This is a genomic window from Nocardia callitridis (assembly GCF_039543305.1).
In the GTDB taxonomy this organism is placed as follows: Bacteria; Actinomycetota; Actinomycetes; order Mycobacteriales; family Mycobacteriaceae; genus Nocardia; species Nocardia callitridis.
Window position 1 is genome coordinate 443,296 of record NZ_BAABJM010000003.1, and the last position, 25,070, is coordinate 468,365.

General features: G+C 66.5%; 21 protein-coding genes, 1 tRNA gene and 1 pseudogene. 19 read left to right on the top strand and 4 right to left on the bottom strand.

All coding sequences use genetic code 11. The features are described from left to right. A partial coding sequence (locus ABEA50_RS19725) for a hypothetical protein (RefSeq protein WP_345497027.1) occupies positions 1 to 219 on the bottom strand: 219 nt, incomplete at its 3' end. Positions 220 to 229: 10 nt separating this feature from the next. Between ABEA50_RS19725 and ABEA50_RS19730 the strand changes: the two genes are divergently transcribed. The 8 genes from ABEA50_RS19730 (at position 230) to ABEA50_RS19765 (ending at position 8,712) form a co-directional block, all read left to right on the top strand. Further along, positions 230 to 874, top strand: a complete 645-nt coding sequence (locus tag ABEA50_RS19730; protein WP_345497028.1) for a TIGR02234 family membrane protein — start codon at positions 230 to 232, stop codon at positions 872 to 874. Positions 875 to 1,013: 139 nt separating this feature from the next. Then, the gene (trpC, locus tag ABEA50_RS19735) at positions 1,014 to 1,835 is read left to right on the top strand and encodes an indole-3-glycerol phosphate synthase TrpC (protein WP_345497029.1); all 822 of its coding nucleotides are present in this window, start codon (positions 1,014 to 1,016) and stop codon (positions 1,833 to 1,835) included. Further along, positions 1,802 to 3,124, top strand: a complete 1,323-nt coding sequence (gene trpB / locus ABEA50_RS19740; protein WP_345497030.1) for a tryptophan synthase subunit beta — start codon at positions 1,802 to 1,804, stop codon at positions 3,122 to 3,124. Before trpC ends, trpB begins: the two co-directional genes overlap by 34 nt. Then, positions 3,121 to 3,921 carry a tryptophan synthase subunit alpha gene (trpA, locus tag ABEA50_RS19745; protein ID WP_345497031.1) on the top strand — a complete coding sequence of 267 codons (801 nt, stop codon included), beginning with the start codon at positions 3,121 to 3,123 and terminating at the stop codon, positions 3,919 to 3,921. Before trpB ends, trpA begins: the two co-directional genes overlap by 4 nt. A gap of 132 nt (positions 3,922 to 4,053) precedes the next feature. Further along, complete coding sequence (gene lgt, locus ABEA50_RS19750) at positions 4,054 to 5,523, top strand: prolipoprotein diacylglyceryl transferase (RefSeq protein ID WP_345497032.1); 1,470 nt, start codon at positions 4,054 to 4,056, stop codon at positions 5,521 to 5,523. Between the two features lie 160 nt (positions 5,524 to 5,683). Next, on the top strand, positions 5,684 to 6,247 hold the full coding sequence (locus tag ABEA50_RS19755; RefSeq protein WP_345497033.1) for a TM2 domain-containing protein: 564 nt from the start codon (positions 5,684 to 5,686) through the stop codon (positions 6,245 to 6,247). 141 nt (positions 6,248 to 6,388) lie between these two features. Next, positions 6,389 to 7,807 carry a pyruvate kinase gene (pyk, locus tag ABEA50_RS19760; protein WP_345497034.1) on the top strand — a complete coding sequence of 473 codons (1,419 nt, stop codon included), beginning with the start codon at positions 6,389 to 6,391 and terminating at the stop codon, positions 7,805 to 7,807. After that, positions 7,807 to 8,712 carry an acyl-CoA thioesterase gene (locus tag ABEA50_RS19765; protein WP_345497035.1) on the top strand — a complete coding sequence of 302 codons (906 nt, stop codon included), beginning with the start codon at positions 7,807 to 7,809 and terminating at the stop codon, positions 8,710 to 8,712. The genes pyk and ABEA50_RS19765 overlap by 1 nt, the downstream gene beginning before the upstream one ends. A gap of 4 nt (positions 8,713 to 8,716) precedes the next feature. Here ABEA50_RS19765 and ABEA50_RS19770 read toward each other — a convergent pair whose 3' ends face one another. Both ABEA50_RS19770 and ABEA50_RS19775 read right to left on the bottom strand, forming a co-directional pair. After that, positions 8,717 to 9,136, bottom strand: a complete 420-nt coding sequence (locus ABEA50_RS19770; protein WP_345497036.1) for a hypothetical protein — start codon at positions 9,134 to 9,136, stop codon at positions 8,717 to 8,719. A gap of 260 nt (positions 9,137 to 9,396) precedes the next feature. Continuing rightward, entirely contained in the window at positions 9,397 to 10,014 is a 618-nt protein-coding gene (locus ABEA50_RS19775) for an arsenate reductase/protein-tyrosine-phosphatase family protein (RefSeq protein ID WP_345497037.1), read from the bottom strand. A 428-nt stretch (positions 10,015 to 10,442) separates the two neighbouring features. Here ABEA50_RS19775 and ABEA50_RS19780 point away from each other — a divergent pair, with 428 nt between their 5' ends. After that, positions 10,443 to 10,874: a pyridoxamine 5'-phosphate oxidase family protein gene (locus ABEA50_RS19780; RefSeq protein ID WP_345497038.1), complete on the top strand. Its 432-nt coding sequence runs from the start codon at positions 10,443 to 10,445 to the stop codon at positions 10,872 to 10,874. A gap of 87 nt (positions 10,875 to 10,961) precedes the next feature. Here the strand turns inward: ABEA50_RS19780 and ABEA50_RS19785 are convergent. Continuing rightward, positions 10,962 to 11,048: transfer RNA gene (locus ABEA50_RS19785), tRNA-Leu, on the bottom strand. A 224-nt stretch (positions 11,049 to 11,272) separates the two neighbouring features. On the opposite strand from ABEA50_RS19785, the gene ABEA50_RS19790 reads away from it, so the two are divergent. The 10 genes and pseudogenes from ABEA50_RS19790 (at position 11,273) to ABEA50_RS19835 (ending at position 24,982) form a co-directional block, all read left to right on the top strand. Then, positions 11,273 to 11,890: an ANTAR domain-containing response regulator gene (locus ABEA50_RS19790; RefSeq protein WP_345497039.1), complete on the top strand. Its 618-nt coding sequence runs from the start codon at positions 11,273 to 11,275 to the stop codon at positions 11,888 to 11,890. Between the two features lie 252 nt (positions 11,891 to 12,142). Next, on the top strand, positions 12,143 to 13,339 hold the full coding sequence (locus ABEA50_RS19795; protein ID WP_345497158.1) for a branched-chain amino acid ABC transporter substrate-binding protein: 1,197 nt from the start codon (positions 12,143 to 12,145) through the stop codon (positions 13,337 to 13,339). Between the two features lie 96 nt (positions 13,340 to 13,435). Then, positions 13,436 to 14,473, top strand: coding sequence for a branched-chain amino acid ABC transporter permease (locus tag ABEA50_RS19800; RefSeq protein ID WP_345497040.1), 1,038 nt, complete (start codon positions 13,436 to 13,438; stop codon positions 14,471 to 14,473). After that, positions 14,470 to 15,909 carry a branched-chain amino acid ABC transporter permease gene (locus ABEA50_RS19805; RefSeq protein ID WP_345497041.1) on the top strand — a complete coding sequence of 480 codons (1,440 nt, stop codon included), beginning with the start codon at positions 14,470 to 14,472 and terminating at the stop codon, positions 15,907 to 15,909. Before ABEA50_RS19800 ends, ABEA50_RS19805 begins: the two co-directional genes overlap by 4 nt. After that, positions 15,906 to 16,757: pseudogene (locus tag ABEA50_RS19810) on the top strand (ABC transporter ATP-binding protein); the annotation flags it as partial. The gene ABEA50_RS19805 and the pseudogene ABEA50_RS19810, both read left to right, overlap by 4 nt. Positions 16,758 to 17,084: 327 nt before the next feature. After that, a complete protein-coding gene (locus ABEA50_RS19815; RefSeq protein ID WP_345497159.1) occupies positions 17,085 to 17,798 on the top strand; it encodes an ABC transporter ATP-binding protein in 714 nt (237 codons plus the stop codon). 34 nt (positions 17,799 to 17,832) lie between these two features. Further along, positions 17,833 to 19,509 (top strand): DUF885 domain-containing protein, encoded by a 1,677-nt coding sequence (locus ABEA50_RS19820; RefSeq protein WP_345497042.1) that lies wholly within the window; start codon positions 17,833 to 17,835, stop codon positions 19,507 to 19,509. A gap of 92 nt (positions 19,510 to 19,601) precedes the next feature. Beyond that, a complete protein-coding gene (gene polA / locus ABEA50_RS19825) occupies positions 19,602 to 22,352 on the top strand; it encodes a DNA polymerase I (RefSeq protein ID WP_345497043.1) in 2,751 nt (916 codons plus the stop codon). A gap of 707 nt (positions 22,353 to 23,059) precedes the next feature. After that, complete coding sequence (locus tag ABEA50_RS19830; protein ID WP_345497044.1) at positions 23,060 to 23,554, top strand: beta-class carbonic anhydrase; 495 nt, start codon at positions 23,060 to 23,062, stop codon at positions 23,552 to 23,554. 963 nt (positions 23,555 to 24,517) lie between these two features. Further along, complete coding sequence (locus ABEA50_RS19835; protein WP_345497045.1) at positions 24,518 to 24,982, top strand: 2-isopropylmalate synthase; 465 nt, start codon at positions 24,518 to 24,520, stop codon at positions 24,980 to 24,982. Positions 24,983 to 25,070: the final 88 nt, after the last annotated feature.

Below are 25,070 nucleotides of genomic sequence, written 5' to 3' on the forward strand. Positions count from 1 at the left end.
CGCTGCGTCGTCGGAGAACGCTGCGTCGTCGGAGAACGCTGCGTCGTCGGAGAACGCTGAGGCACCGAGAAGCGCTGCGTCGCCGAACAACGCTGAATCGCCGGAGGCCGCTGCGTCAGCGGCAAGCGGTGAATCGCTGACGTCCGCGGAAACCGGTGTGACGCGGCCAGGGGCGGCGGCAATCGGTACCGAGACCACCGGCACATCGGCTCGGCGCACAACCCCGGTGGTGCCACTCGCCCTGCTCGCCGTGGCAGCCGCGCTGTTGTGGATCGCCTCCCGGATGACGTGGGTGACGCTCGAATCCTCGGATGGGCTCACCCAGCCGCGCACCGACCGGCTCAACGGCGGCGTCTGGTTCGGCGCGCTGACACCGTTGGCGCTGGTGTTGCTCGCCTCGATCGCGGCCGTCCTCGCCACGCGAGGGTGGTTTCGCAGGCTGATCGGAGTGTTGCTTGCCCTGGTCGGCGCGGTCACCGCCGTGCCGCCCTTCGCACTGTTGACGAATTCGGGCAAGCTCGCCGAACGCGCGGCGACACTGGCCGAATTGCCTGGTCGCGCGCAGGTCGAGCAGGCGAGTAGTTCGTCGGTCGCCGCCGTGATCGCGTTGCTCGGTGCGATCGGCGCGTTCGTCGCCGGGGTGTTGCTGGCCAGGATGTCGTCGTCGACCTCGCGCATGTCGGGCAAGTACGACAACCCCGTGTCGCGGCGCGCGGCGGCCTCCCGTCAGGTGGCCGACCAGCAGGCTTCGGGTGCCGCCGAGGCGCCGCAACCGTTGTCCGAACGCGTGTTGTGGGACGCGTTGGACGCGGGCACCGACCCGACCGAAGACGGCGCGGCGGGCCGGACCGACGACCCGAAGACCAGCTCCTGACAACCTTGTCGTGGCATCAGACACGCCCCGGCGCGAACGCCGCGGGTCGGTCCATTTATTCTTTGTGAGCATCGGTGAGACAGCGCCTGGGTGGATTCCCAGGTAGCAAGTCCGTCTCCCCAGAAAGGATTCGAGCCAGATGACGGTACTCGACTCGATTCTCGACGGGGTCCGCGCGGACGTGGCCGCTCGAGAGTCCCTGTTGGATTTCCCGGCGATCAAGGCGGCCGCGGCCGCCGCGCCCGCGCCACTGGACGCGCGTGCCGCCCTGCTCGAAGATGGCATCGGGGTGATCGCGGAGGTCAAGCGGGCCAGCCCGTCGAGTGGTGACCTCGCGGACATTCCCGACCCGGCGAGTTTGGCCAAGTCCTACGAGGACGGTGGCGCGCGGGTGATCAGCGTGCTCACCGAGGGGCGCAGGTTCAACGGATCGCTCGACGACCTGGACGCGGTGCGTGCGGCGGTGAGCATTCCGGTGCTGCGCAAGGACTTCGTCGTCGGCCCGTATCAGATTCACGAGGCGCGCGCACACGGCGCCGACGTGATCCTGCTGATCGTCGCGGCGCTGGAGCAGGACGTGCTCTCGGCGTTGATCGATCGCACGGAGTCGCTCGGCATGACCGCGTTGGTGGAGGTGCACACCGAGGAGGAAGCCGATCGCGCGCTGGAGGCGGGCGCCTCGGTGATCGGGGTGAACGCGCGTGACCTCAAGAGTTTGACCGTCCATCGGGACGTGTTCGCGAGCATCGCTCCCGGTCTACCCACCGAGGTGATCAGGATCGCCGAGTCCGGCATTCGTGGCACCGCCGACCTGCTCGCCTACGCGGGTGCGGGTGCGGACGCCGTGCTGGTCGGCGAGGGCCTGGTGAAAAGCGGTGACCCCCGTGCCGCGGTGTCCGAGTTGGTGACCGCGGGTACGCATCCTTCATGCCCGAAACCCGCCCGTCGAGGCCGGTCGTGAGCTCGCTGCCGCAGGCGAGTGCCGGAGTAGCTCATCGCAGTGCGTATGAGCCGGACGCGGGCGGCCACTTCGGCGTCTACGGCGGCAGGCATGTGCCCGAGGCGCTGATGGCGGTGATCGAGGAGGTGACCGCCGAGTACGAGAAGTGTCGGCTGGAGCCGAGCTTCCTCGACGAACTGGACCGGTTGCAGCGTGATTACACCGGCCGTCCCTCTCCCGTGTTCGAGTGCACGCGGCTTGCCGAGCACGCGGGCGGCGCGCGCATCCTGCTCAAGCGCGAAGACCTGAACCACACCGGCTCACACAAGATCAACAATGTGCTCGGCCAAGCGTTGTTGGCCAAGCGCATGGGCAAGACCAGGGTGATCGCCGAGACCGGCGCCGGCCAGCACGGCGTCGCGACCGCGACCGCCTGCGCGTTGCTCGGTCTGCGCTGTGTGATCTACATGGGTGCGGTCGATACGGCGCGGCAGGCGTTGAACGTGGCGCGCATGCGGTTGCTCGGCGCCGAGGTGATCTCGGTGCGCACCGGTTCGCAGACCCTCAAGGACGCGATCAACGAGGCGCTGCGCGACTGGGTGAGCAACGCCGACGACACCTACTACTGCTTCGGCACCGCGGCGGGCCCGCATCCGTTCCCCATGCTGGTGCGCGATTTCCAACGCGTCGTCGGCCTGGAGGCACGCGCGCAGGTGCAGGCGTCGACGGGTCGGCTGCCCGACGCCGTCGTGGCCTGCGTGGGCGGGGGCTCCAACGCGATCGGCATCTTCCACCCCTTCCTCGACGACGCCTCCGTCCGCCTGGTCGGCTACGAGGCCGCCGGCGACGGCGTCGAAACCGGAAGGCACGCGGCCACTTTCACCGGTGGCACACCCGGCGCGTTCCAGGGCGCCTACTCGTATCTCTTGCAGGACGAGGACGGCCAGACCATCGAGTCGCACTCGATCTCGGCCGGTCTCGACTATCCAGGTGTCGGCCCCGAGCACGCCTTCCTCAAGGACATCGGCCGCGCCGAATACCGTCCGGTGACCGACACCGCGGCGATGGACGCGCTGTTGCTGCTCAGCAGGACCGAGGGCATCATCCCGGCGATCGAGTCCGCGCACGCGGTCGCGGGTGCCCTGGAGCTGGGCAAGGAACTCGGACAGGGCGCGCTGATCCTGGTGAACCTGTCGGGTCGTGGCGACAAGGACATGGACACCGCCGCGCGCTGGTTCGGTTTGCTCGACGACAGCGACGAGTCCGCGCAGGACGCGGCCAATCACGAGGCGAAGAAGGAACAGCAGTGACTCGGCAGTCCCGTCTGGCCGCTACATTCGCGACGACGCGCGCCGAGCGCCGCGCCGCGCTGATCGGCTATCTGCCCGCCGGATACCCGGACCTGGCCGGCTCCATCGAGGTCTGCAAGACCATGATCGAATCCGGTTGCGACATCATCGAAGTGGGTGTCGCCTACTCCGACCCGGTGATGGACGGCCCGACGATCCAGGCCGCCGCCGAGCAGGCGTTGCGCGGCGGCGTGCGGGTGCGCGACGTGTTCTCCGTGGTCGAGGCGATCACCGAGGCGGGTGGCGCGGCCGTGGTGATGAGCTACTGGAACCCGGTGTTGCGCTACGGCATCGACCGATTCTCGCGCGACCTCGCCGCGGCGGGCGGCGCGGGCATCATCACGCCCAACCTCATCCCGGAGGAGGCCGACGACTGGTTCGCGGCCTCGGCGGCGCACGATCTCGACCGGATCTTCCTCGTCGCGCCGTCCTCGACCGAGGAGCGTCTGGTGAAGACATTGGACGCGAGTACCGGTTTCGTCTACGCGTCCTCGACGATGGGGGTGACCGGCGCCCGCGATGCGGTGTCGTCGGCGGCGCCCGCGTTGTGCGCGCGGATTCGCGAGCATTCCGACATCCCGATCGGTGTCGGGCTCGGCGTGCGTTCGGGTGCGCAGGCCGCCGAGATCGGTGCGTACGCCGACGGTGTCATCGTGGGCTCGGCCCTGGTGACGGCCGCGGGTACGGGACTGGACGCGGTACGCGTGTTGACCGAGGAACTGGCCGAGGGCGTGCGTTCGGCGACGGTCGCGTCCTGACTCGACGGTGGCGCCGAGCGAAGCCGTCGGTGCGCTAGCCGAGGTCTCGGTGTCGAGCACTGAAGTCGAGTCTGTGCCTCGCCGTGCTGCGGTGGTGCCGACGTCGTCGCGGGTCTCCGCTACGGTGGCCCCGTGACCTTACGAGTCCTGGCAGAGAATTTCCTTGTCGGCGCCGACGGTGGCTCCGTGCTCGCCTACATTCCCTCACCCGCACAGGGTGTGTGGCAGTTGGGCCCGGTTCCGTTGCGCGCGTACGCGTTGTGCATCATCGCGGGCATCATCGTCGCGCTCTGGTGGGGCGAGCGCCGGTGGCGCGATCGCGGCGGTCGGCCGGGCGCGATCCTCGATGTGGCGATGTTCGCGGTGCCGTTCGGCCTGGTCGGTGGGCGCCTGTATCACGTCGCGACCGACTGGCAGAAGTATTTCGGCGCCGACGGTCATCCGATGGACGCGCTCAAGGTCTATCAGGGTGGTCTGGGTATCTGGGGTGCGGTGCTGCTCGGCGGTGTCGGCGCCTGGATCGGGTGCAGGGTCTACCGAATCCCGTTGCCCGCGTTGGGTGATGCGCTCGCGCCGCCGATTCTGCTCGCGCAGGCCATCGGCCGGATCGGCAACTACTTCAACCAGGAGCTCTACGGTCGCGAGACCGACCTGCCGTGGGGGCTGGAGATCTACCGTCGGTTCGACGACAACGGCAAGCTGGACATGCTGACCGGGGTTTCCACCGGTCAGGTCGACAAGGTCGTGCACCCCACCTTCCTGTACGAGTTGCTGTGGAATGTGCTGGTCGTGCTGGCGCTGGTGTGGCTGGACCGGCGTTTCCGGATCGGCCACGGGCGCCTGTTCGCGCTGTATGTCGCCGGGTACAGCTTCGGCCGGTTCTTCGTGGAGCTGATGCGCGACGACGAGGCGACCAAGATCGCCGGGATCAGGATCAACTCGTTCACCTCGGCGGTGGTGTTCCTGTTGGCCATCGCCTACGTCATCTTCGCGACCAGGGGCCGGGAGGCCCCCGAGCAGTTGCGCCCGGACGGGGAAGATCAGGACGACGTGTCCGCCGCAGCCGATCAGGACGCCGATTCCGACGGCGACGGCACGGCGAAGACCGAGGAATTTCCGGTGCTGACCAAGCCGGGTGGCGGCGCGCCGGGCCCGGACGCCGACGCCGAGACCACCGAGATCGACAGTGTCGCGGTGACCGAGGCGGTCGCGCAGGCGGATGCGGACGACGCCGACGCTGCCGAGTCCACCGAGACCGAGTCCACCGAGACTGCCGCTACGGACGTCGAGGCCGAGGCAGCGACGCAGTCGACCGGCGCCGTCGCTGGCGAGAAGACCGACTCGGATGCGACCGCGAACTCGGACAAGGTCGGGGACTCGGACAAGGTCGCGGACTCCGAGGCCGAGAGCGCGAAGAAGTCCACCGAGACCGAGACAGCGGCAGCTGAGCCGAAGAAGTCGACCGACGACTCGTCCGACGCCGTCGCGCAGGCGAGCTCGTCCACGTCGGAAGCCGATGCCGAGTCCGCGACCGGCTCCAAAAAACAGCCGGTGTCGGCTGAGTCCACGAGTTCCGGCACGAAAGTCGACTCCGACTCCTGACACCGACCGGCCCGCGCGGAAGGCACCCGACCCTGGGGATACCGGGGTCGGCCGCGTGCGGCGACAATGTGTCGGTGATCGTCGTGGGGAAGCACCGTTCGGCGGATCAAGCACACGGGGGGCGCCAGAGCGGGTGCCCGCACGAATGAGGAGGACATGAGTGACCGACCCCTACCAGCAGAACCAGCCCGACGGACCGCAGTACGGCCCGCCCGGTACGGGTCCGGACCTGAGCAAGCATCAGGACGCACCGCAGCAGCCGCCGCAACAACAACCGCAGCAGCCGGGTCAGCCGCAGGACCCCTACGGGCAACCACCGAATCCGTACGGGCAGCAACCGAACCCGTACGGTCAACCGCAGAATCCTTACGGCCAGCCACAATACGGCCCGCCGGTGGACCAGTACGGTCAGCCGATCGGTGGTTACGGTTACCCGCCCGGCGCACCGGGGTACAACCCCAACGACCCCGAAGCGCCCTGGGGCCGTGACCAATTCGGCGTCCCCTTCTCCGACAAGCAGAAGCTGCTCGCCGGTCTGCTGCAGATCTTCATCGGCAGCCTCGGTATCGGCCGTTTCTACCTCGGTTATACCGGGCTCGGCGTAGCTCAACTGCTGGTCACCGTGTTCACCTGCGGTCTCGGCGGAATATGGGGCCTTGTCGACGGCATCATGATGCTCACCGGCAGCGTCACCGACCCGCAGGGCCGACCGCTGCGCGACTGACGCGGCACCGACCGACATGCGCGGGGCGGGCACTCGAATGTGCCCGCCCCGCTGCCGTGTTCACCGCTGTTCGTTCTTTTCACCCAACCTTCACCATGGCCAGGGCGGGAAGACAGGGTGGTGGCGGACTAGGCTCGACTCGTGATGCGACGGACGAAGATTGTGTGCACGCTCGGGCCGGCCACTGCCACCGAGGACCGTATCCGTGAACTCGTCGAGAGCGGTATGGACGTTGCTCGCCTGAACTTCAGTCACGGCGAGCATGCCGACCACGCGGACAACTACAAGAAGGTGCGACAGGCGGGTGATCACCTCGGCCGCGCGGTCGGCGTGCTCGCCGACCTCCAGGGCCCCAAGATCCGGCTCGGCCGTTTCGTCGACGGCCGCACGGTGTGGGCGACCGGCGAAGAGGTGCGCATCACCGTCGATGAGATCGACGGCACCCACGACCGGGTCTCCACCACCTACGACCAGCTCGCCAGGGACGCCAAGCCCGGCGATCGGCTGCTCGTCGACGACGGCAAGGTCGGTCTGACTGTCACCGGCGTCGAGGGCAACGACGTGGTATGCCGGGTCACCGAGGGCGGCCCGGTCTCCAACAACAAGGGCGTTTCGCTGCCGGGCATGGATGTCTCGGTGCCCGCGTTGTCGGAAAAAGACATCGAGGATCTGGAATTCGCGCTGAAGCTCGGTGTCGACTTCATCGCGCTGTCGTTCGTGCGTTCGCCCTCGGATATCGAGCTCGTGCACGACGTGATGGATCGGGTCGGACGCCGGGTCCCGGTGATCGCGAAGCTCGAAAAGCCCGAGGCCATCGATAATCTTGAGGCGATCGTGCTCGCCTTCGACGCGGTGATGGTGGCGCGCGGCGACCTCGGTGTCGAATTGCCGCTCGAGCAGGTGCCGATCGTGCAGAAGCGGGCGATCCAGATGGCGCGCGAGAACGCCAAGCCGGTGATCGTGGCGACCCAGATGCTGGAGTCGATGATCGAGAACTCGCGCCCGACCAGGGCTGAAGCCTCGGATGTCGCGAACGCGGTGCTCGACGGCGCCGACGCGGTGATGCTGTCGGGGGAGACCTCGGTGGGCGCCTACCCGATCGAGACGGTCCGCACGATGGCCAGGATCGTGCACGCGGTGGAGACGGAATCCACCCAGGTGCCGCCGTTGACGCATGTGCCGCGCACCAAGCGCGGTGTCATCTCCTACGCCGCCCGCGATATCGGCGAGCGGTTGAACGCGAAGGCGTTGGTGGCGTTCACCCAGTCCGGTGACACGGTGCGCCGCCTGGCCAGGCTGCACACGCCCCTGCCGCTGTTGGCGTTCACGCCCTTGCCCGAGGTGCGCAGCCAGCTGACGTTGACCTGGGGCACCGAGACCTTCATCGTGCCGACGGTGGAGACCACCGACGCGATGATCCACCAGGTGGATGTGTCGCTGCTGTCGATGGATCGCTACCAGAAGGGTGACCTCGTGGTGATCGTGGCCGGATCGCCACCGGGTACGGTCGGCTCCACCAACCTGGTGCACGTGCACCGGATCGGCGAGGAGGATCATTGATGGGCGCATCCCTGGACGACACGGCGAATGTCGAGCAGACGAAACCGGTGAGCGATCTGGGGGTGCTGCTCGACCTGCTGGATCTTCAGCAGACCGACGAGAACGTCTTCGTCGGCCAGCACCCGGAGAAGGTGTGGAGTCGCACCTTCGGCGGGCAACTGGTGGCCCAGGCGATCATCGCCGCGGGCCGCACCGTCGGTGACCGGCCGGTGCACGCCGTAAACGCGCATTTCGTGCGTGGCGGGGATGTGAAGCAGCCGATCGAGTATCACGTGGAGCGCCATCGTGACGGCCGCGCGTTCGCCAACCGCACGGTGACCGCCATCCAGGACGGCCAGGAGCTGTTCGTGATGCTGGCGGCCTTCCAGCAGTACGGCAAGGGGCTGGATCATTCCTCGGCGCAGCCCGAGGTACCCGACCCGGAGACGCTGCCGAGGGTGGAGGAGAGCTTCGCGGGCTTCGAGGACAAGCTCCAGATGTTCGTCGAGGCGCCGCACCCGATCGATATGCGCTACACCAATGATCCGGCCTGGATCATGAAGGGCACCGGTGAGCGGCTCAACCACAATCGGGTGTGGATGCGCGCCGACGGTCAGCTGCCCGACGATCCGCTGATCCATGTCGCGGCGCTGGGCTATTCGTCCGACACCACGGTGTTGGACTCGATCATCACCACGCACGGACTTTCCTGGGGCCACGACAGGATACTCGCGGCGACGGTGAACCATTCGATCTGGTTTCATCGTCCGTTCCGCTTCGACGACTGGGCGTTGTACGCCACCGAGTCGCCGGTGGCGGCCGGGTCGCGTGGCCTCGCGATGGGCCATTTCTATTCGCGCACAGGCGATCTGCTCGCCACGACCGTGCAGGAGGGCGTGATCCGGCACTTCCCGGCACGCGGTTAGTGCGTCAGATTCGTTCGCGGTCGGCGTCGAGATCCAGGTCGACGTCGCTGCGGCGGATCGCGTGCATCGAAAGCGGTATCTCCTGCCCGGGCACCGCATTGCCGTAGATCCCGTGCAGCAGTTGGTATTCCAGCTCGGCCATGGTGTCGTCGGTGAGCTCGGTGGGGTCGCCGACCAGGCTCAGTGCGATCTCGTAGGTGCGACGCTCGCCGGTATCCGTCTCGGGATGGTTTGTGTGCCACTGGGTTTCGAGCGCGAGGTGTTCGGGATCTTCGGCGTCGACGGGCAACGTGAAACGCCAGGCGAACACGTCACGCTCGGCCAGGTGCTCGTCGAGCAGATCACGCACGCCCGCGACGAGGCGCTCGAGGGTTTCCGGTGTCACATAAACATGGAGCGAAACATCCGAAATGCGTTTCGGCATGTCTGATTCCTGTCGTGTGTCGAACCAGCAACGGCGGGATGATGGTGAATGTTGTGGGGGAGTGTAATCCCTTGGGGCGGTCTGTGAATACACCTGTCGCGGTGAATGTGGTGTGCGACATTTCGGTGGCGGCGAGGAGTTGGGCTCGCGGCCGGTGACGCGGCGTCATCGAGGGTGTGGCTGTGCGCTCTGCGGTGGTGCCTCGTGTGGCGACGCTACCGCGCGGGCGCGGCCTTGTCGCGGAAATTGCGCGCAGGAGTTCATCTCGCGCGTTGCGCGGCGAGAAAGGCGGCCAGTGGCGGCGGTGATCCCGGCGCGATCACCAGGCCGGGGCGATCGTCTTCTCGCGGCGGGATTTCGTGGCTGGGGGCGAGCGCCAGTAGCAGGGGGATCAATGCTTCGGCGATCCGATCACCCACCTCGCAGTACGCCTGCTCGGAAAGGCCAACGGGGTCGGCGATGCTTTCCCGGCCGACCAGCGACAGATCGTCGCGTGCGCTGTGCAGTTCCTCGATGGTGCGCGCGCCGGTGACGTGCGCGATCCGGTGTGCCTCCAGCAGGGTGAAGGTGCGGGCGACGGCGCCCATGGACAGTGCCCCGACCTGTTCACGAATCTGCTCGGTCATGGTCAAGACCAGGTCGGCTCTGTCGATGAGCGCGGGCACGAGCTTGCGTGCGCGAAAGTTCGTGGCGTCGGCGCCGAGTCCGTCGATGATTTTGGCGGCCAAGGGTTCCACCGGAAATCCGAGCAGGGCGCGGGTCCCCGCGCTTTCCGCGGTGAGTTCGGGCATCGCGTGTTCGATGGCGACGGCGCGAGTCAGCCGTTCGGCGATAACCGAACGACAGACATTGCCGTGGCAAACGAACAGGACGTGCACAACTACCAAGATAAACGTCGGATAACGGTCACGGACGGCGAGAATTCACGAATCACTGGTAAGGGGGGACTAATTCACCTGTGATTCGCTTTCCGTACATGAATTGTCGGCCTGCCAGGGGTGTTGCCTTATGATGCGTGACACGGTCGGAAAACGAAGACTATTATTCGTGCTGCGCCGTCGGTGCGTAATGCTGTGGCGAATCCCACCCTTGTGATTCCGTTGTGATGACAGCGATCTCGGCGGTCGTGGCGATCGGGGGAGCGGTCGGGAGATGTCCTCGTCGCGACCCGGCGTGCGTACGCGGTTGGCTCTGCCGGTCGCCCGGGAAGCGCTGAAACCTGTGCGGGAACAAGGCTGTTCGCGGGTGGCGCGGTGCGCCGGTCGGCGCCAGGAATACCGGTCGCCTCGACGGTGCTGCATCAGTCATGCCGAAACCATTCACCGAAGCCGAACGCCAACAGTTCCTGGCCGACAAGCACATCGCCGTCCTCTCGGTCGCCGCCACCGACGGCCGCCCGCCGGCGAGTATCCCGATCTGGTACGGCTACACCCCCGGCGGCGACATCCTCATCAATACCGGCGACGCGAGCCGCAAGGCCCGTCTCATTCGCGCGGCGGGTGCGGTGACCCTGGTAGTGCAGCGCGAGGAGTTGCCCTACCAGTACGTGATCGTGGAGGGCACCGTCATCGACACGACCGCCCCCTCCCCGCGCGAGCCCGCCGAGGCCATCGCGATCCGCTACCTCGGCGAGGAAGAAGGCCGCGCCTTCGCCGACCACTCCGCCGGCGACGGCAGCGTCCTGTTCACCATCCGCCCCGACCGCTGGACCACCGCCGACTACTCCGACGACCTGTAGGCGACCGGCACCGCCACCGATCCGCTTCGACGGTAGGCGGTGCGCTGAAATGTGTAGGGCCCCTGTGAAAACAGGGGCCCTACGTCTTGGTGCCGAGTGTGGGACTCGAACCCACACGTCCTTTCGGACAACGGTTTTTGAGACCGTCGCGTCTGCCAGTTCCGCCAACCCGGCGCACCGGAGGGAAATGATAGCGGGTCGAGGGGCTCGGAAGGAAATGGGCGTGGTCGATGGTGGTGGGAAGGGGTCTGTCCAGGGCATATGTGGTGGTGGCTGGACTGACCGGTACTCTCTAGGTCACTCGGCAGCGCGAAGGTACGCCGGTGGTCATGTGCGTCGACCACGGCGGGCGCTCGGCGTTTCGGGTGATCAGGCATCGGAACCAGAGGGGTCTACCTATGAGCACAGCAGCAGGGGGCGACGGCCCGACCCGCGACGGCGCGGCGAAACGAGTAGTCGTCGCCGAGGACGAAGCGCTCATCCGGATGGATCTGGTGGAGATGCTGACCGAAGAGGGCTATCACGTGGTCGGTGAGGCGGGCGACGGTCAACAGGCGGTCGATCTCGCGGTGGAACACCACCCGGATCTGGTGATCATGGATGTGAAGATGCCGCGTCGCGACGGTATCGACGCGGCGGGCGAGATCGCCTCCAAACGTGTTGCGCCGGTGGTGATCCTGACCGCGTTCAGTCAGCGCGATCTGGTGGAGCGCGCACGGGACGCGGGTGCGATGGCCTATCTGGTGAAGCCGTTCACGAAATCGGATCTCGTTCCCGCGATCGAATTGGCGGCGAGCCGTTTCCATGAGATCACCGCGCTGGAAAGCGAAGTCGCGAACCTGTCGGAACGACTGGAGACGCGCAAGCTGGTGGAGCGGGCCAAGGGTGTGTTGATGCAGACCCAGGGGCTTTCCGAGCCGCAGGCGTTCAAGTGGATTCAGCGCACGGCGATGGATCGCAGGACCACGATGAAGGCGGTGGCCGAGGTGGTGCTGGAGAACCTGACGCCGCAGTGATTTCCGGCGTTGCGGGGCGTATTTAACGCAGCTGAAACGCAATTGTGAGCAAGGGTGAGCAATCGGACGGCCAGATCACTCGAATGTGATGTGGCGCTAACGTGACGCAGCTATGTTTCTGACCAGACCGACGGTGGTCGGTCCCTCTCGGTGAACTTCTTCCGGGGGAGCACAGAACTTCAGAGGTGAAACGTGCTTGGTTCGATTCGGCGATTCAGCCCTACTCCGCGGCGTAAGACCACGCTGGGCGCGATGGCGCTCGGCGCTGCCGCCGTCTTGGTTTTGGCTGGCTGTGGTGATAAATCCGCGGACAGTGGTTCGGCGTCGGGAACGGAAGGCGCAGGGGCGCTGTCGATTCAGCCGCTGTTGCAGATCGACCGCGAGGGCAAGGAAGTGCCCAAGGCCGACGTGTCCTCGGCCGCCGATCCGGCGGGCGAGGGCGCCGCAACCTGCGCGCCCGGTACCTCGATCGCCATGACGGGCGCGTTGACCGGCCCGGATGCCGCGCTGGGTATCAACATCCTCGACGGCGTGAAACTCGCCCTCGACGAACACAACAAGGCCAACCCCGGCTGCCGTATCGAGCTGAAACAGTTCGACACCGAGGGTGATCCGCAGAAGGCCACCCAGGTCATTCCGCAGATCGTCAACGACCAGTCCGTCGTCGGCCTGGTCGGCCCCGCGTTCTCCGGTGAGACCAAGGCGACCGGCAAGATCCTCAGCGACGCGGCCCTGGTCGCGGTGAGCTCGTCGGCGACCAACGCCACGCTCACCAAGAACGGCTGGACCAGCTTCTTCCGTGGTCTCGCCAATGACGACGTGCAGGGCCCCTCGGTGGCGAACTACCTGGTGAACACCGCGGGCTACAAGAAGGTGTGTGTCATTCAGGACAACACCGATTACGGCACCGGCCTCGCCGCCTCGATCACCCAGGGCCTCGGTGCCGCCGCCGACCCGGCGTGCGCGGCCAGTATCAAGAAGGGCGACAAGGACTTCTCCGCGACGGTCACCAAGATCGGCGCGGCGAAGCCCGATGCGATCTTCTACTCCGGCTACTACTCCGAGGCCGCACCGCTGGCACAGCAGCTGAAGTCCGGCGGGGTGAACGCGGTGTTCGTCTCCGCCGACGGCACCAACGACCCGCAGTTCGTCGCCCAGGCGGGCAGCGCGGCCGAGGGCGCGGTGCTGTCGTGCCCGTGCGGTCCCGCCCCCGAGGAATTCGCGACCAAGTACCAGGCACTGAACGGTCAAGCGCCCGGCGTGTATTCGGTGGAGGCCTACGACCTCGCTACGGTGCTGGTGAAGGGCATCGACGCGGGCAAGGTGACCCGACCCGACCTGCTGGAGTTCGTGCGCGCCTATGACGGCAACGGCCTTGCCAGGCAATACAAATGGGCGCCCGACGGGGAATTGGCGAACGCGTTGATCTGGATCTACGAAGTCAAGTAACGCGGCGTAGCCGACTACCGACAGCGCGTACGACGATTGTGCGAATCGACGTACGCGCTGTTGTTCGGCGGTGGGTTCGATGAGGGCGGAAAACTGATGACAGCAACGACATCGGTCGATCTGGTGCAGCTCATGAGCAGCTCGGTCGACTTCAACTATCACGGATTGTTCGACAGTTTCTGGCGGTTGACCGTCGACGGGGTGACCTACGGCGCGATCTACGCGTTGGTCGCCGTCGGCTATACCCTGGTGTACGGCGTATTGCGCTTGATCAATTTCGCGCATTCGGAAGTGTTCATGCTCGGCATGTTCGGGCAACTCGTCGGTTTGATGGTCTTCGGCTTCGTCGCCAGTCCCGATGTCTATTCCCAGGGCGTCGTGCTCACGGTGGTGTATCTGGGCTTGGCGCTGGTGGTGGGGATGCTCGTCTCCGGCGGTGCCGCAGTGGGTTTGGAGCGGGTCGCCTACCGGCCGCTGCGCAAGCGCGGCGCCAAACCCCTGGCGTTCCTCATCACCGCGATCGGCATGTCGTTCGTGCTCCAGGAGCTCATCCATTTCATCCTGCCGAAGGTGCGGCCCGATCTCGGCGGAACCAATGCGCAGCAGGCGATTCGGCTCATGCGGCCCACCGTGCAGTTCAGTTTCGCCGGAGCGGATGTCACCAATGTGATGTTGCTGATCATCGCCGCCGCCGTCGTGCTCGCGCTGGTCACCGAGCTGTTGATCAACCGCACCAAGTTCGGTCGCGGCATTCGCGCCGTGGCCCAGGACCCGGATACCGCGACGCTGATGGGTGTTTCGCGGGAGCGGGTCATCATGCTCACCTTTCTCATCGGCGGGGTGCTCGCCGGTGCCGCCGCGATGCTGTACGCGATCAAGATCCCCAACGGGATCATCTATTCCGGCGGATTCGTCTTGGGTATCAAGGCATTCAGCGCGGCGGTGCTCGGTGGCATCGGTAACCTGCGCGGCGCGGTACTCGGCGGAATCATTCTCGGTGTGGTCGAGCAGTACGGCCAGATCCTCTTCGGCACCGAGTGGCGCGATGTGGTCGCGTTCGCGGTGCTCATCCTCGTCCTGATGATCCGCCCGACCGGCATCCTGGGCGAAAGTCTCGGAAGGGCACGCGCATGAGCGAGGCGACTGTGACACCCCCGGCCGCGCCGTCGGGACCGAAGGAACCCGAGCAACGGCCGCATGGTCTCGGTGATGCCTTACGCACCTGGTGGGACGGCCTGAGTCGCCCCGCGCAGTGGGGCGTCGGTGTGCCGATCCTGGTGCTCCTCGCGCTGTTGCCGATCTTCCCGCCGCCGCTGCTGGACACGCCCTCCTACAACCTCGGGCTGGTCATGGCCCAGGTCGCGATGTACGCGCTGTTGGCGATCGGCCTCAATGTCGTTGTGGGGCAGGCGGGTCTGCTCGATCTGGGCTATGTCGGCTTCTATGCCGTCGGCGCGTACACCGTCGGCCTGCTCACCAGCCCGAACAGTCCGTGGAACCAAACCGATGGCGGCTGGCTGGATTCCGGGTGGGCGTGGTTGGCGTGTCTGCCGATCGCGGTCGCGGTGACCGCGATGTCGGGGCTGATCCTCGGCTCGCCGACCTTGCGGCTGCGCGGCGACTACCTGGCCATCGTGACCCTCGGCTTCGGTGAGATCGTGCGGCTGCTCGCCGACAATCTCACCGAGATCACCAACGGTAGCCTCGGCCTCTCCGGCGTGGCCTACCCGCACATCGGGGAGTCGGCGAGCAAGCCGGACGGTGTGTTCTCCGGTGGCAACAGCGGAAATCCGGACAGCGCCAACATCTTCGACCGTGCCAGCTACGGCACCTACTGGTACTGGCTGGGCATCGTGCTGGTGGTCATCGTGCTGCTGATCGTCGGCAATCTGGAGCGCAGCCGCGTCGGGCGTGCCTGGGTGGCCATTCGGGAGGACGAGGACGCCGCCGAGATCATGGGTGTGCCGACGTTCAAGTTCAAGCTGTGGGCGTTCACCATCGGCGCCGCCGTCGGTGGCGTGTCGGGCGCGATCTACGCCGGTCAGGTGCAGTTCATCAATCCGACCGGGTTCAACATCATCAATTCCATGCTGTTTCTGTGCGCGGTGGTGATCGGCGGCCAGGGCAACAAGCTCGGCGTGATCGTCGGCGCCTTCGCGGTGGCCTATCTACCTGCCCGGCTGCAATCGGTGCGCCTGGTGAGCAGCGAATCGGCCGGGTACGTGTTGCTGGCGATCGATGTCGCGGTGTTCGTGGCACTGGTGGTGGGCTGGCGGTATCGGTCGAGCTCGTTCGGGCCGTGGCTGCGTCGCGGGTTCGTCACCGCGATGACGATCACCGGCGTGCTCGCGCTGTTGCTGCTCGGCAGTGTGCTGCTGTTCCGCGTCGGCGGCGCGCAATCGTTGGGCGACCTCAAATATCTGTATTTCGGAATCGCGTTGGTAGTCATGATGATTCTGCGTCCGCAGGGGTTGTTCCCGGTGCGTCAGAAACTGCTCACCTACGGCAGGCAGGTGTACCAGGCGGTGCGTAAACCGGTGGCCGACAACCCGATCGGAGTGCGTCGATGACCGAACGAGACGACAATGCCGAGGACAATCTCGTCGACCTCACCGCGGTGCTGCCCGAGCTTGCCGACGCGGAGGCGGTGGCCGATGCGGTGGCGCCGACCCGTGCGATCGAGGCCGAGGTCGGTGCACCGCTGCTGAAGACCGAGGACCTCACGGTGCGCTTCGGCGGTCTCACCGCGCTCGACCAGGTGAGTTTCGAGATTCGCCGCGGCGAGATCCTCGGGCTGATCGGACCCAACGGTGCGGGGAAGACGACCTGTTTCAACGCCATCACCGGCGTGTACCGACCCAGTTCCGGGCTGGTGTCCTTCGACGGAAAACCGTTGACCAAAACCAAACGCAACGCCATCACCCGGCTGGGCATCGCACGCACGTTTCAGAACGTCCGGCTCTTCGGCGAGATGACGGCGCTGGAGAACGTGGTGGTCGGCACGGATGCCAGGCATCGAACCTCGGTGCCCGGCGCGGTGTTTCGCACGCCGAGGCATCGTCGCGAGGAACGGGACGCGATCGAGCGCGGCATGGCGCTGCTGGAATTCGTCGGGATCGCGCCGCGCGCGGTGGAGAAGGCGCGCAATCTGTCCTACGGCGATCAGCGCAGGCTGGAGATCGCTCGCGCGCTGGCCACGGAGCCGAAACTGCTGTGCCTGGACGAACCGGCGGCGGGGTTCAACCCGAGCGAGAAGTTCGCGTTGATGGAGTTGATTCGCAAGATCCGCGACGACGGATTCACCGTGTTGTTGATCGAGCACGACATGCGCCTGGTGATGGGCGTCACCGACCGGATCGTGGTGTTGGAGTTCGGTCGCAAGATCGCCGAGGGACTGCCTGCCGATATCCGCGAGAACCCCGACGTGATCGCCGCGTATCTCGGTGTGCCGGACGCCGACGGGGTGGAGGTGGAGCGGGCGCGGCAGGCGGGTCACGAGGAAACCGACACGGGCACCTCGGTCGAAGGCGGCGCCCAGCGTGCTACCGCGGAAAGCGTTGTGCCCGAAAGTGGTACGCCATCCTCCACCGCTGCTACGACCGGCTCCGGCACCAGCGAGGGCGGCGCGCGTCGCGCGAAGGAAGGCGCGGCGACGCCGCAGGCAGTGGCGGCCGTGGACGGCCCTGTCGGCGGTGACGGGCGACACGCGGGCTCCGCGCCAGAGCGCGCCGCGACCACCGAGACCTTGCTCGAAGTCGAGGATGTCGTGGTCGAGTACGGCAGAATTCGTGCGCTGCACGGAATTTCGCTGCGGGTCGCAGACGGCGAGCTCGTCACCTTGCTCGGTGCGAACGGTGCCGGCAAGACCACCACCATGCGTGCGCTCTCGGGCTTGTTGCCGCTGGCCGGTGGCCGAATCCTGTTCGAGGGCCGCGACATCACGGGAATGAAGGCACACGAGCGGGTGGGGACCGGTCTCATCCAGGCACCGGAGGGACGGGGGGTTTTCCCCGGCATGACCGTGCAGGAGAACCTCGATATGGGTTGCTATGGAAGGCCGTTCCGTCGCAAGGCCGACTACCAGCGCACGCTGGACTGGGTGTTCGAGCTGTTTCCCCGCCTGTTGGAGCGCCGTAAACAGGTCGGCGGCACCATGTCCGGTGGTGAACAGCAGATGCTGGCGATCGGTCGTTCGCTGATGGCGCGGCCCCGCCTGCTGTTGCTCGACGAACCGTCGATGGGTTTGGCGCCCATGGTAATTCAACAGATCTTCCGCATCATCTCGCAGATCAACGAGCAGGGCACCACGGTGTTGTTGGTGGAACAGAACGCGCAGCAGGCCCTGGCGCGCAGCGACCGCGCCTACATCTTGGAAACCGGGGCGGTCACCAAGACCGGCGCGGGCGCGGAGCTGCTCGCGGATCCGTCCGTCGAGGCGGCGTACCTGGGTGTGGGCTGAGCTGCTCGCGTGGCGCTCGGGGCATGATGAATCCATGGGTGGTCACGATGAGCTGTCGCGTCTGGCACAACAGTATTGGGACAGCGCGCTCGAAGCCGCGCCCACCGAGGCGACCCTGCTCGGCGATCGGCGGTTCGACGATCAGGTCGAGGATTATTCGGTGGACGCCGAGCAGCGGCGGTTGTCGACGTGGCGTGGCTTGCTCGCGCGGGTCGAGGCGATCGATCCCGCCGGGATCGACGGCGCCGATCGAGTCACGCACAGCTTGTTGCGCACCGAATTGTCCGGTGCGATCACGCAACTGGAGTGGCGGCCGGTCGAGATGGCGTCGGACCAGATGGACGGGGTGCACGCCGCCGCGCTCACCTCGGCGCCGCAGCTCGACGCCCCGCTGCCGGAGAACGCGCGCGCACTCCTGGAGCGCTTCGGTCGTTTCGATCAACCGCTCGACCAGGCCGCCGACCGGTTTCGCGCGGGTATGGCCGCTGGCAGGGCGCCCGCGCGGATCACCGTCGAGCGCTCGGTGAATCAGCTCGACGGTTATCTTTCCTCCGAGCTGGCCGCCGACCCGTTCGTCACCCTCGACGGTCCGCCGAACTGGGACGGCGAGTCGGCGTGGCGCACCGAACTGGAAAGGGTGACTCGGGAAGTCATCCGTCCGGCCTTCCAGCGCTATCGCGCGGTGCTGTTCGACGAGCTGTTGCCCTCGGCCCGGCCGGACGACCGCGCGGGCCTGTGCTGGCTCGGCGCCGACGGTGCGGACATCTACCAGCGCCTGCTGCGCAGGCACACCACATTGCCGGACCTGGGTGCCGAGCAGATCCACGAGCTCGGCCTCGCCCAGCTCGCCGCGTTGCGCGAGGAATACGCGACAATCGGCGCGCGCGTATTCGGCACCGGCGATCTCGGGACCATCTTCGCGCGCCTGCGCGAGGATCCGGCGCTGTGCTACACCGACGGCGAGCAGATCATGCGCGACGCACACGCGGCGCTGCGGTCCGCGACCGCACGAATGGGGGAGTGGTTCGCCACGCTGCCGAGGCAGTCGTGCGAGATTCAGCCGGTTCCGGCCTATTTGGCTCCGGATACCACTGCGGCATACTATTTTTCGCCTGCCGGTGACGGCTCACGCCCCGGCGCCTTCTTTGTCAATCTGCACGATCCCACCGGTCGCGGCAGGTATGACACGGCGGCATTGACCTTCCACGAAGCGATACCCGGTCATCATCTCCAGTTGGCACTCGCGAACGAATCGCCATGGCTGCCGAAGTTCCAGCGAGAGTCCTTCGCGAACACGGCGTTCGTGGAGGGCTGGGCGTTGTACGCCGAACGCCTCGCCGACGAGATGGGCCTCTACGACGACGACCTCGCGCGCCTTGGCATGCTGGCCGCCGATTCGCTGCGCAGCTGCCGACTGGTGGCCGACACCGGGCTGCACGCCAAGGGCTGGAGCCGTCAGCGGGCCATCGACTTCATGGTCGCCAACACGCCGACCGGGCGCAACGAGATCACCCTCGAAGTGGACCGCTATCTCGCGATGCCCGGCCAAGCCGTCGCCTACAAGGTCGGTCAACTGGAGATCCTTCGCCTGCGTCGTGCGGCGGCCGAACGCCTCGGCAGCGGCTTCGACATCAAGGCGTTCCACGAGACGGTGCTCGGCTCCGGCACGGTGAGCTTGCCGGTATTGCGCGAGCTGGTGGCCGCGCTCTGAATCGTGTGCGTGCGCCAGGTTCGTGACCGGGCGCACAGCGCAGCGGGTGTCGGCGCGAAAGTGTGTCGGTGGTGGTCCCTACACTCTGGGGCGTGAGTTCACCGACGACCGCGCCTTCCTCCGCCGCTTCCCCCGCCCCGTCCACCACCGGTGACTCCGGTGGCGACCGGCCGACCCTGCTGCTGATCGACGGGCATTCGGTGGCCTACCGCGCGTTCTTCGCGCTACCTGCGGAGAATTTCAAGACGGTCACCGGGCAGACCACCAATGCGGTCTACGGATTCACCGCCATGCTGATCAACCTGCTGCGCGACGAAAAGCCGACACACGTGGCGGCCGCGTTCGACGTCTCGCGTCAGACCTTCCGCGCCGAGGCGTTCCCCGAATACAAGGCCAATCGCGCCACCACGCCGGACGAGTTCCGCGGGCAGGTCGAGCTCACCAAGGACGTGCTCGGCGCGATGGGCATTCCCTCGATGGCGATCGAGGGTTTCGAGGCCGACGACATCATCGCGACCCTCACCACCCAGGCCGTCGCCCAGGGTTTTCGCGTGCTGATCGTCTCGGGTGACCGCGACGCCATTCAGCTGGTGAACGAGAACGTCACCGTGCTGTACCCGCGCAAGGGCGTCTCCGACCTGACCCGCTTCACCCCCGACGAGGTCTTCGCCAAGTACGGGCTCACCCCGGCGCAGTATCCGGACTACGCGGCCCTGCGCGGCGACCCCAGTGACAACCTTCCCGGCATCCCCGGTGTCGGTGAGAAGACCGCGGCCAAGTGGATTCGCGAATACGGCGACCTCGACAGCCTGGTCGACAAGGTGGACACGGTGAAGGGGAAGGTGGGCGACGCGCTGCGCGCCAACCTCAGCAGCGTGGTGCTGAACCGTCAGCTCACCGAGATGGTGCGCGACGTCCAGTTGCCTTACACGCCGGAACAATTGGCGAAGGCGCCGTGGGACCGCGACCGTATCCACCGCCTGTTCGACGACCTGGAGTTCCGGGTGCTGCGCGACCGGCTGTTCGAGACGCTGGCCCCGGCCGCGCCGGAGGCCGAGGCGGGCTTCGAGATCAGCGGCGGTGCCATCGAGGTGGGTGCGGTCGCCGACTGGTTGGCCGACCACGCGAAAGCCGGTGTGCGTCATGGCGTCTCGATCGTGGGGACGAGCACGCCCGGCGGCGGTGACGTGCGGGCGCTCGCCATCGCCGCGGCCGACGGCGAGAGCGGCTACATCGATGTCGCGATACTGACGCCGGAAGACGAAGCGGCACTGGGTGCGTGGCTGGCCGACGCGTCGGTGCCGAAAGCCCTGCACGAGGCCAAGGCCGCGCGGCATGCGTTGCGCGGTCGCGGATGGACCCTCGGCGGGCTCACCAGCGATACCGCGTTGGCGGCGTATCTCGTCCGACCGGGTCAGCGCAGCTTCAACCTCGACGATCTCTCCCTGCGGTACCTGCGCCGCGAGTTGCGCGCCGAGACCGACGCGACTCCGCAGCTGTCGTTGCTCGACGAGGAGGACTCGGTCGATGTCGAGCTGGCCACCACCGAGATGCTGCGTGCGCGCGCGGTGACGGACCTGGCCGATGCGCTCGACACCGAACTCGAAGGTATCGAGGCCACCTCGCTGCTGGCCGAGATGGAGCTGCCCCTGCTCGGCGTGCTCGCCACGTTGGAAGACGCGGGCATCGCGGTGGACACCGACCAGCTGGAAACGTTGCAACGGCAGTTCGCCGATCGGGTGAGCGAGGCGGCGAACGCGGCCTACGAGGTGATCGGCAAGCAGATCAATCTCGGCTCGCCCAAGCAGCTACAGGTGGTGTTGTTCGACGAGCTGGACATGCCGAAGACCAAGCGCACCAAGACCGGTTACACCACCGACGCCGACGCGCTGGAATCGCTGTTCGAGAAAACTCAGCATCCGTTCCTGGAGCATCTGCTCGCGCACCGCGACGCCACCCGACTCAAGGTGACCGTCGACGGGCTGCTCAAGTGCGTTGCCGACGACGGGCGTATCCACACCACGTTCAACCAGACCATCGCGGCCACCGGTCGGCTCTCCTCCACCGAACCGAACCTGCAGAACATCCCGATTCGCACCGACACCGGTCGCCAGATCCGCGACACCTTCGTCGTCGGCGCCGGGTACGGCTCGCTGATGACCGCGGACTACAGCCAGATCGAGATGCGGATCATGGCGCATCTGTCCGGCGACGAAGGGTTGATCGAGGCGTTCAACTCCGGGGAGGACCTGCATACCTTTGTCGCGTCGAAGGCCTTCGACATTCCGATCGGGGAGGTCAGCGGTGAGGTGCGTCGCAGGATCAAGGCGATGTCCTACGGCTTGGCCTACGGCCTGAGCTCCTACGGTCTCGCCGCGCAGCTGAAGATCAGCACCGCCGAGGCCAAGGACCAGATGGAGGTCTACTTCGATCGCTTCGGGGGGATCCGCGACTACCTGCACGAGGTGGTGGAGCAGGCGCGCAAGGTCGGTTACACCGAAACACTGTTCGGTCGCCGCCGCTACCTGCCCGACCTCGATTCGAGCAACCGTCAGCGCAGGGAGGGTGCCGAGCGGATGGCGCTCAACGCACCCATCCAGGGCACGGCCGCCGACATCATCAAGGTCGCGATGATCAACGTGCACAAGGCGATCGAGGAATCCGACCTGCGCTCGCGCATGCTGCTCCAGATCCACGACGAGTTGCTGTTCGAGGTGGTCGACGGCGAACACGAGGCACTGGAGCAGTTGGCCCGCGAGCAGATGTCCTCGGCCATCGCCCTGTCGGTTCCGCTGGACGTCTCGGTCGGTACCGGACGCAGCTGGGACTCCGCCGCGCACTGAGCCACGGCGATTCGCTCTTACGGCGGAACTCGCCCGTCGGCGCACAGGTCTTTCGGTGTGCGTCGTCGTGCCGCTCGGTGGGCTTCTTTCGTGAAGGAAGTTCGGAGCGGGCTGCGATGTCGCACCGGCACCGTTCGACGTCAGCCACTCCGAGCTGGTCTCGACCCTCGCGGACTATCACGCATTTCTTGGGGTGCTGCTCGACGGCCGATTGATCGGCGCCGACTTGCGGGATGAACTGCGCCGTGACCAGGTTCAGGGCGAAGCGAAGACCTAGGCACCGCTCTGGCGGCAGCCCACAACGTTCGCGGATACGCTCGATCGGCGTTGGACACCAGACGAAACGCGGCCAGGCAACAACGCATTGCCCCGCGGCAGCGTGGAATTCCGTGTGTTGTGCCGCCGCCTTCGCACGCATCGGTGGTGTCGCATCGTCGACGCGGCGTGTATGAGCTTCCTTACCGGGCCCTCCGCTGTTTTTTGGCGTGCCGACTCGCCGCACCCACGTCCTGGGCGGTCCTGGTCGACTTCCCCTTCCCCCGGGTACACCGGCGGCGCTCGAGCCCGTTGCGCAGACAGCCAAGTAAATGAATCACCGTGAACGAGAACAGTGGCGGGGCGCGAGTACGCACCTACCGTGTGTGCCAGCCATCTATACATAGAGATGCGCGCATATCTCACGTCGTACTCAGAACAGGGGTGAACGCATGACCGTGACCGACGAATATCTCGCCAACAACGCCACCTACGCCAGTACTTTCACCGGCCCGCTGCCGTTGCCGCCCGCCAAGCACATCGCCGTTGTCGCCTGCATGGACGCGCGACTCAATGTGTATGGCGCACTCGGCATTCAGGAGGGGGAGTCGCATGTGATCCGCAATGCGGGCGGTGTGATCACCCCCGGCGAGATCCGCTCGCTCGCCATTAGTCAGCGGCTGCTCGGCACCACCGAGATCGTCCTGATCCACCACACCGACTGCGGCATGCTCACTTTCACCGACGACGCCTTCAAGGCGTCGATCCAGGAGGAGACCGGCATCAAGCCGGAATGGGCGGCGGAATCGTTCACCGACCTGGAAACCGATGTGCGCCAATCGATCGCACGCATCATCGCCAGCCCGTACATCCCGCACAAGGACAATATTCGCGGCTTCATCTTCGACGTCGCGACCGGCAAGCTGAACGAGGTCAAGGTGGCGTGAGCCGCTGAACCTCCCCCGTGAGGCCAGGTGCGCACCGCAGGCGAATGCCCATCTCTGCGCGCCTGAGCCTCGCGTTCTGGTGCGACTGCGCGTTTCAGTGGTACCTGCCGCCGCGGTGATCGCGCCGCGCATTGATCAGCCCGGCGGGTGACCGAGCTCGCTGACCCGCGGCCACGTCCTCCTCGACGCGGGCCGTGGTGTTGCTTCGAGCAATGGTGTGGGTGCTGACCTGTCACCCTGTGGTGCACCACGGTCGCACGCAAGAGGGTCTCCCTGAGTGCGCACGCGAATCACCCTCGAAGCGAGCACGGAGCCGGGTCAGCGATCGTCCGATCTCACTCGGTGACCCACTGCGGTGGATTCGTACTGATCGGCCAGCCCTGGCACGGCACGCAAGCCGTTGCGCGGGACGAGCTACCCGGAACTGCCGCGGCCTTCCCTCGGCGTGTGCGTGGCTCGCGGCGACGCCCGGTGCCGCAGTCGGGACCATCGCCTTCGCCATGGTGTCGCCGATCGCGGCCGAGTGCCGGGGCACGGCGGTCTCTTCGTCGCCCAGCGGCATGATGAGCCTGCCGAAGCCCACATCGGCCGGTCGGACGTGCAGGACTCACTGACACCGGCGAAGATCCGTGCCACTCGCTCGGCCCATCTTTGGCCGAAACCCTATGAGCTGCATGAACGGTACCGATCAGTAGGGGAAACAGCGGCCGAATGCGGTTGCTATTGCCATGCGTTGTCCCTATTCTTGGCGTCGTGCCCCATTCCGCTGACTGCCGCCGCGCAGCGCTCCGTGTCGCAGACCGCGACCGCGCCGCGCGTGCTTCGCTTACCGCGATTCCGGCGCAGCGCGAACTTCTCGTAGTAACCCGCCGCAGCGGGGTCTGATTCGGACCAGCCCCTCACTGCGGGTTACCGATCGTCAGTGCTGGTCCCTCAAACTGCGTTCTTGGGAAGCCACTTTCAATGACTACTTCGTTTACTCACACGTTTGCGTCCTCGTCCGCCACGACCGACACCTCCGCGCTTCGCGACGCCGCACCCAAGGGGTTGCGCGTCGAGAGCGCCGACCTCACGCCCGGCGAGTTCCACCACCGTTTCCACGAATCGACCGGTCGCATCCGGCTCGTCGACTGCTCGGCGGGCAGCGGCACCAACGCGGAATTCATCGCGACGATGGAGTTCGCCGATCGGCTGCGCACCGTGGTGGCCAACGGGGGCCCGGTCGCGGCATTGACCTCCGCGTTCTACGACGAGGGCTATCCGTTCGAAATCTTGCGATTCCATCAGCGCCACACCGCGCACGGCTACGCGACCTTCGTCCACGGCGAATGTGACGGCAGGCGCGGCTGGGGTGCGGCGCTGGCCGACAATCCCACCGAATCGACGATCCGAGCCATGATCTCGGGCGTCAATCTGCTCGGCCGCTGAGGCGCACTTGCTCGGCGGTAGCTGTCGACCACTATCGATCGAGCGCAATCGATGACGAACGGGCCGCTCACCCCCTCGCGGAGGGAAC

Excerpts from the sequence above, each read along its gene's own strand:
- ABEA50_RS19790 (WP_345497039.1), top strand. The coding sequence starts at position 11,273 with ATGAGCACAGCAGCAGGGGGCGACGGCCCGACCCGCGACGGCGCGGCG.
- ABEA50_RS19800 (WP_345497040.1), top strand. The coding sequence starts at position 13,436 with ATGACAGCAACGACATCGGTCGATCTGGTGCAGCTCATGAGCAGCTCG.
- trpC (WP_345497029.1), top strand. The coding sequence starts at position 1,014 with ATGACGGTACTCGACTCGATTCTCGACGGGGTCCGCGCGGACGTGGCC.
- ABEA50_RS19795 (WP_345497158.1), top strand. The coding sequence starts at position 12,143 with ATGGCGCTCGGCGCTGCCGCCGTCTTGGTTTTGGCTGGCTGTGGTGAT.
- ABEA50_RS19770 (WP_345497036.1), bottom strand. The coding sequence starts at position 9,136 with ATGCCGAAACGCATTTCGGATGTTTCGCTCCATGTTTATGTGACACCG.
- ABEA50_RS19765 (WP_345497035.1), top strand. The coding sequence starts at position 7,807 with ATGGGCGCATCCCTGGACGACACGGCGAATGTCGAGCAGACGAAACCG.
- trpB (WP_345497030.1), top strand. The coding sequence starts at position 1,802 with ATGCCCGAAACCCGCCCGTCGAGGCCGGTCGTGAGCTCGCTGCCGCAG.
- ABEA50_RS19820 (WP_345497042.1), top strand. The coding sequence starts at position 17,833 with ATGGGTGGTCACGATGAGCTGTCGCGTCTGGCACAACAGTATTGGGAC.
- ABEA50_RS19835 (WP_345497045.1), top strand. The coding sequence starts at position 24,518 with ATGACTACTTCGTTTACTCACACGTTTGCGTCCTCGTCCGCCACGACC.
- ABEA50_RS19780 (WP_345497038.1), top strand. The coding sequence starts at position 10,443 with ATGCCGAAACCATTCACCGAAGCCGAACGCCAACAGTTCCTGGCCGAC.
- ABEA50_RS19830 (WP_345497044.1), top strand. The coding sequence starts at position 23,060 with ATGACCGTGACCGACGAATATCTCGCCAACAACGCCACCTACGCCAGT.
- ABEA50_RS19805 (WP_345497041.1), top strand. The coding sequence starts at position 14,470 with ATGAGCGAGGCGACTGTGACACCCCCGGCCGCGCCGTCGGGACCGAAG.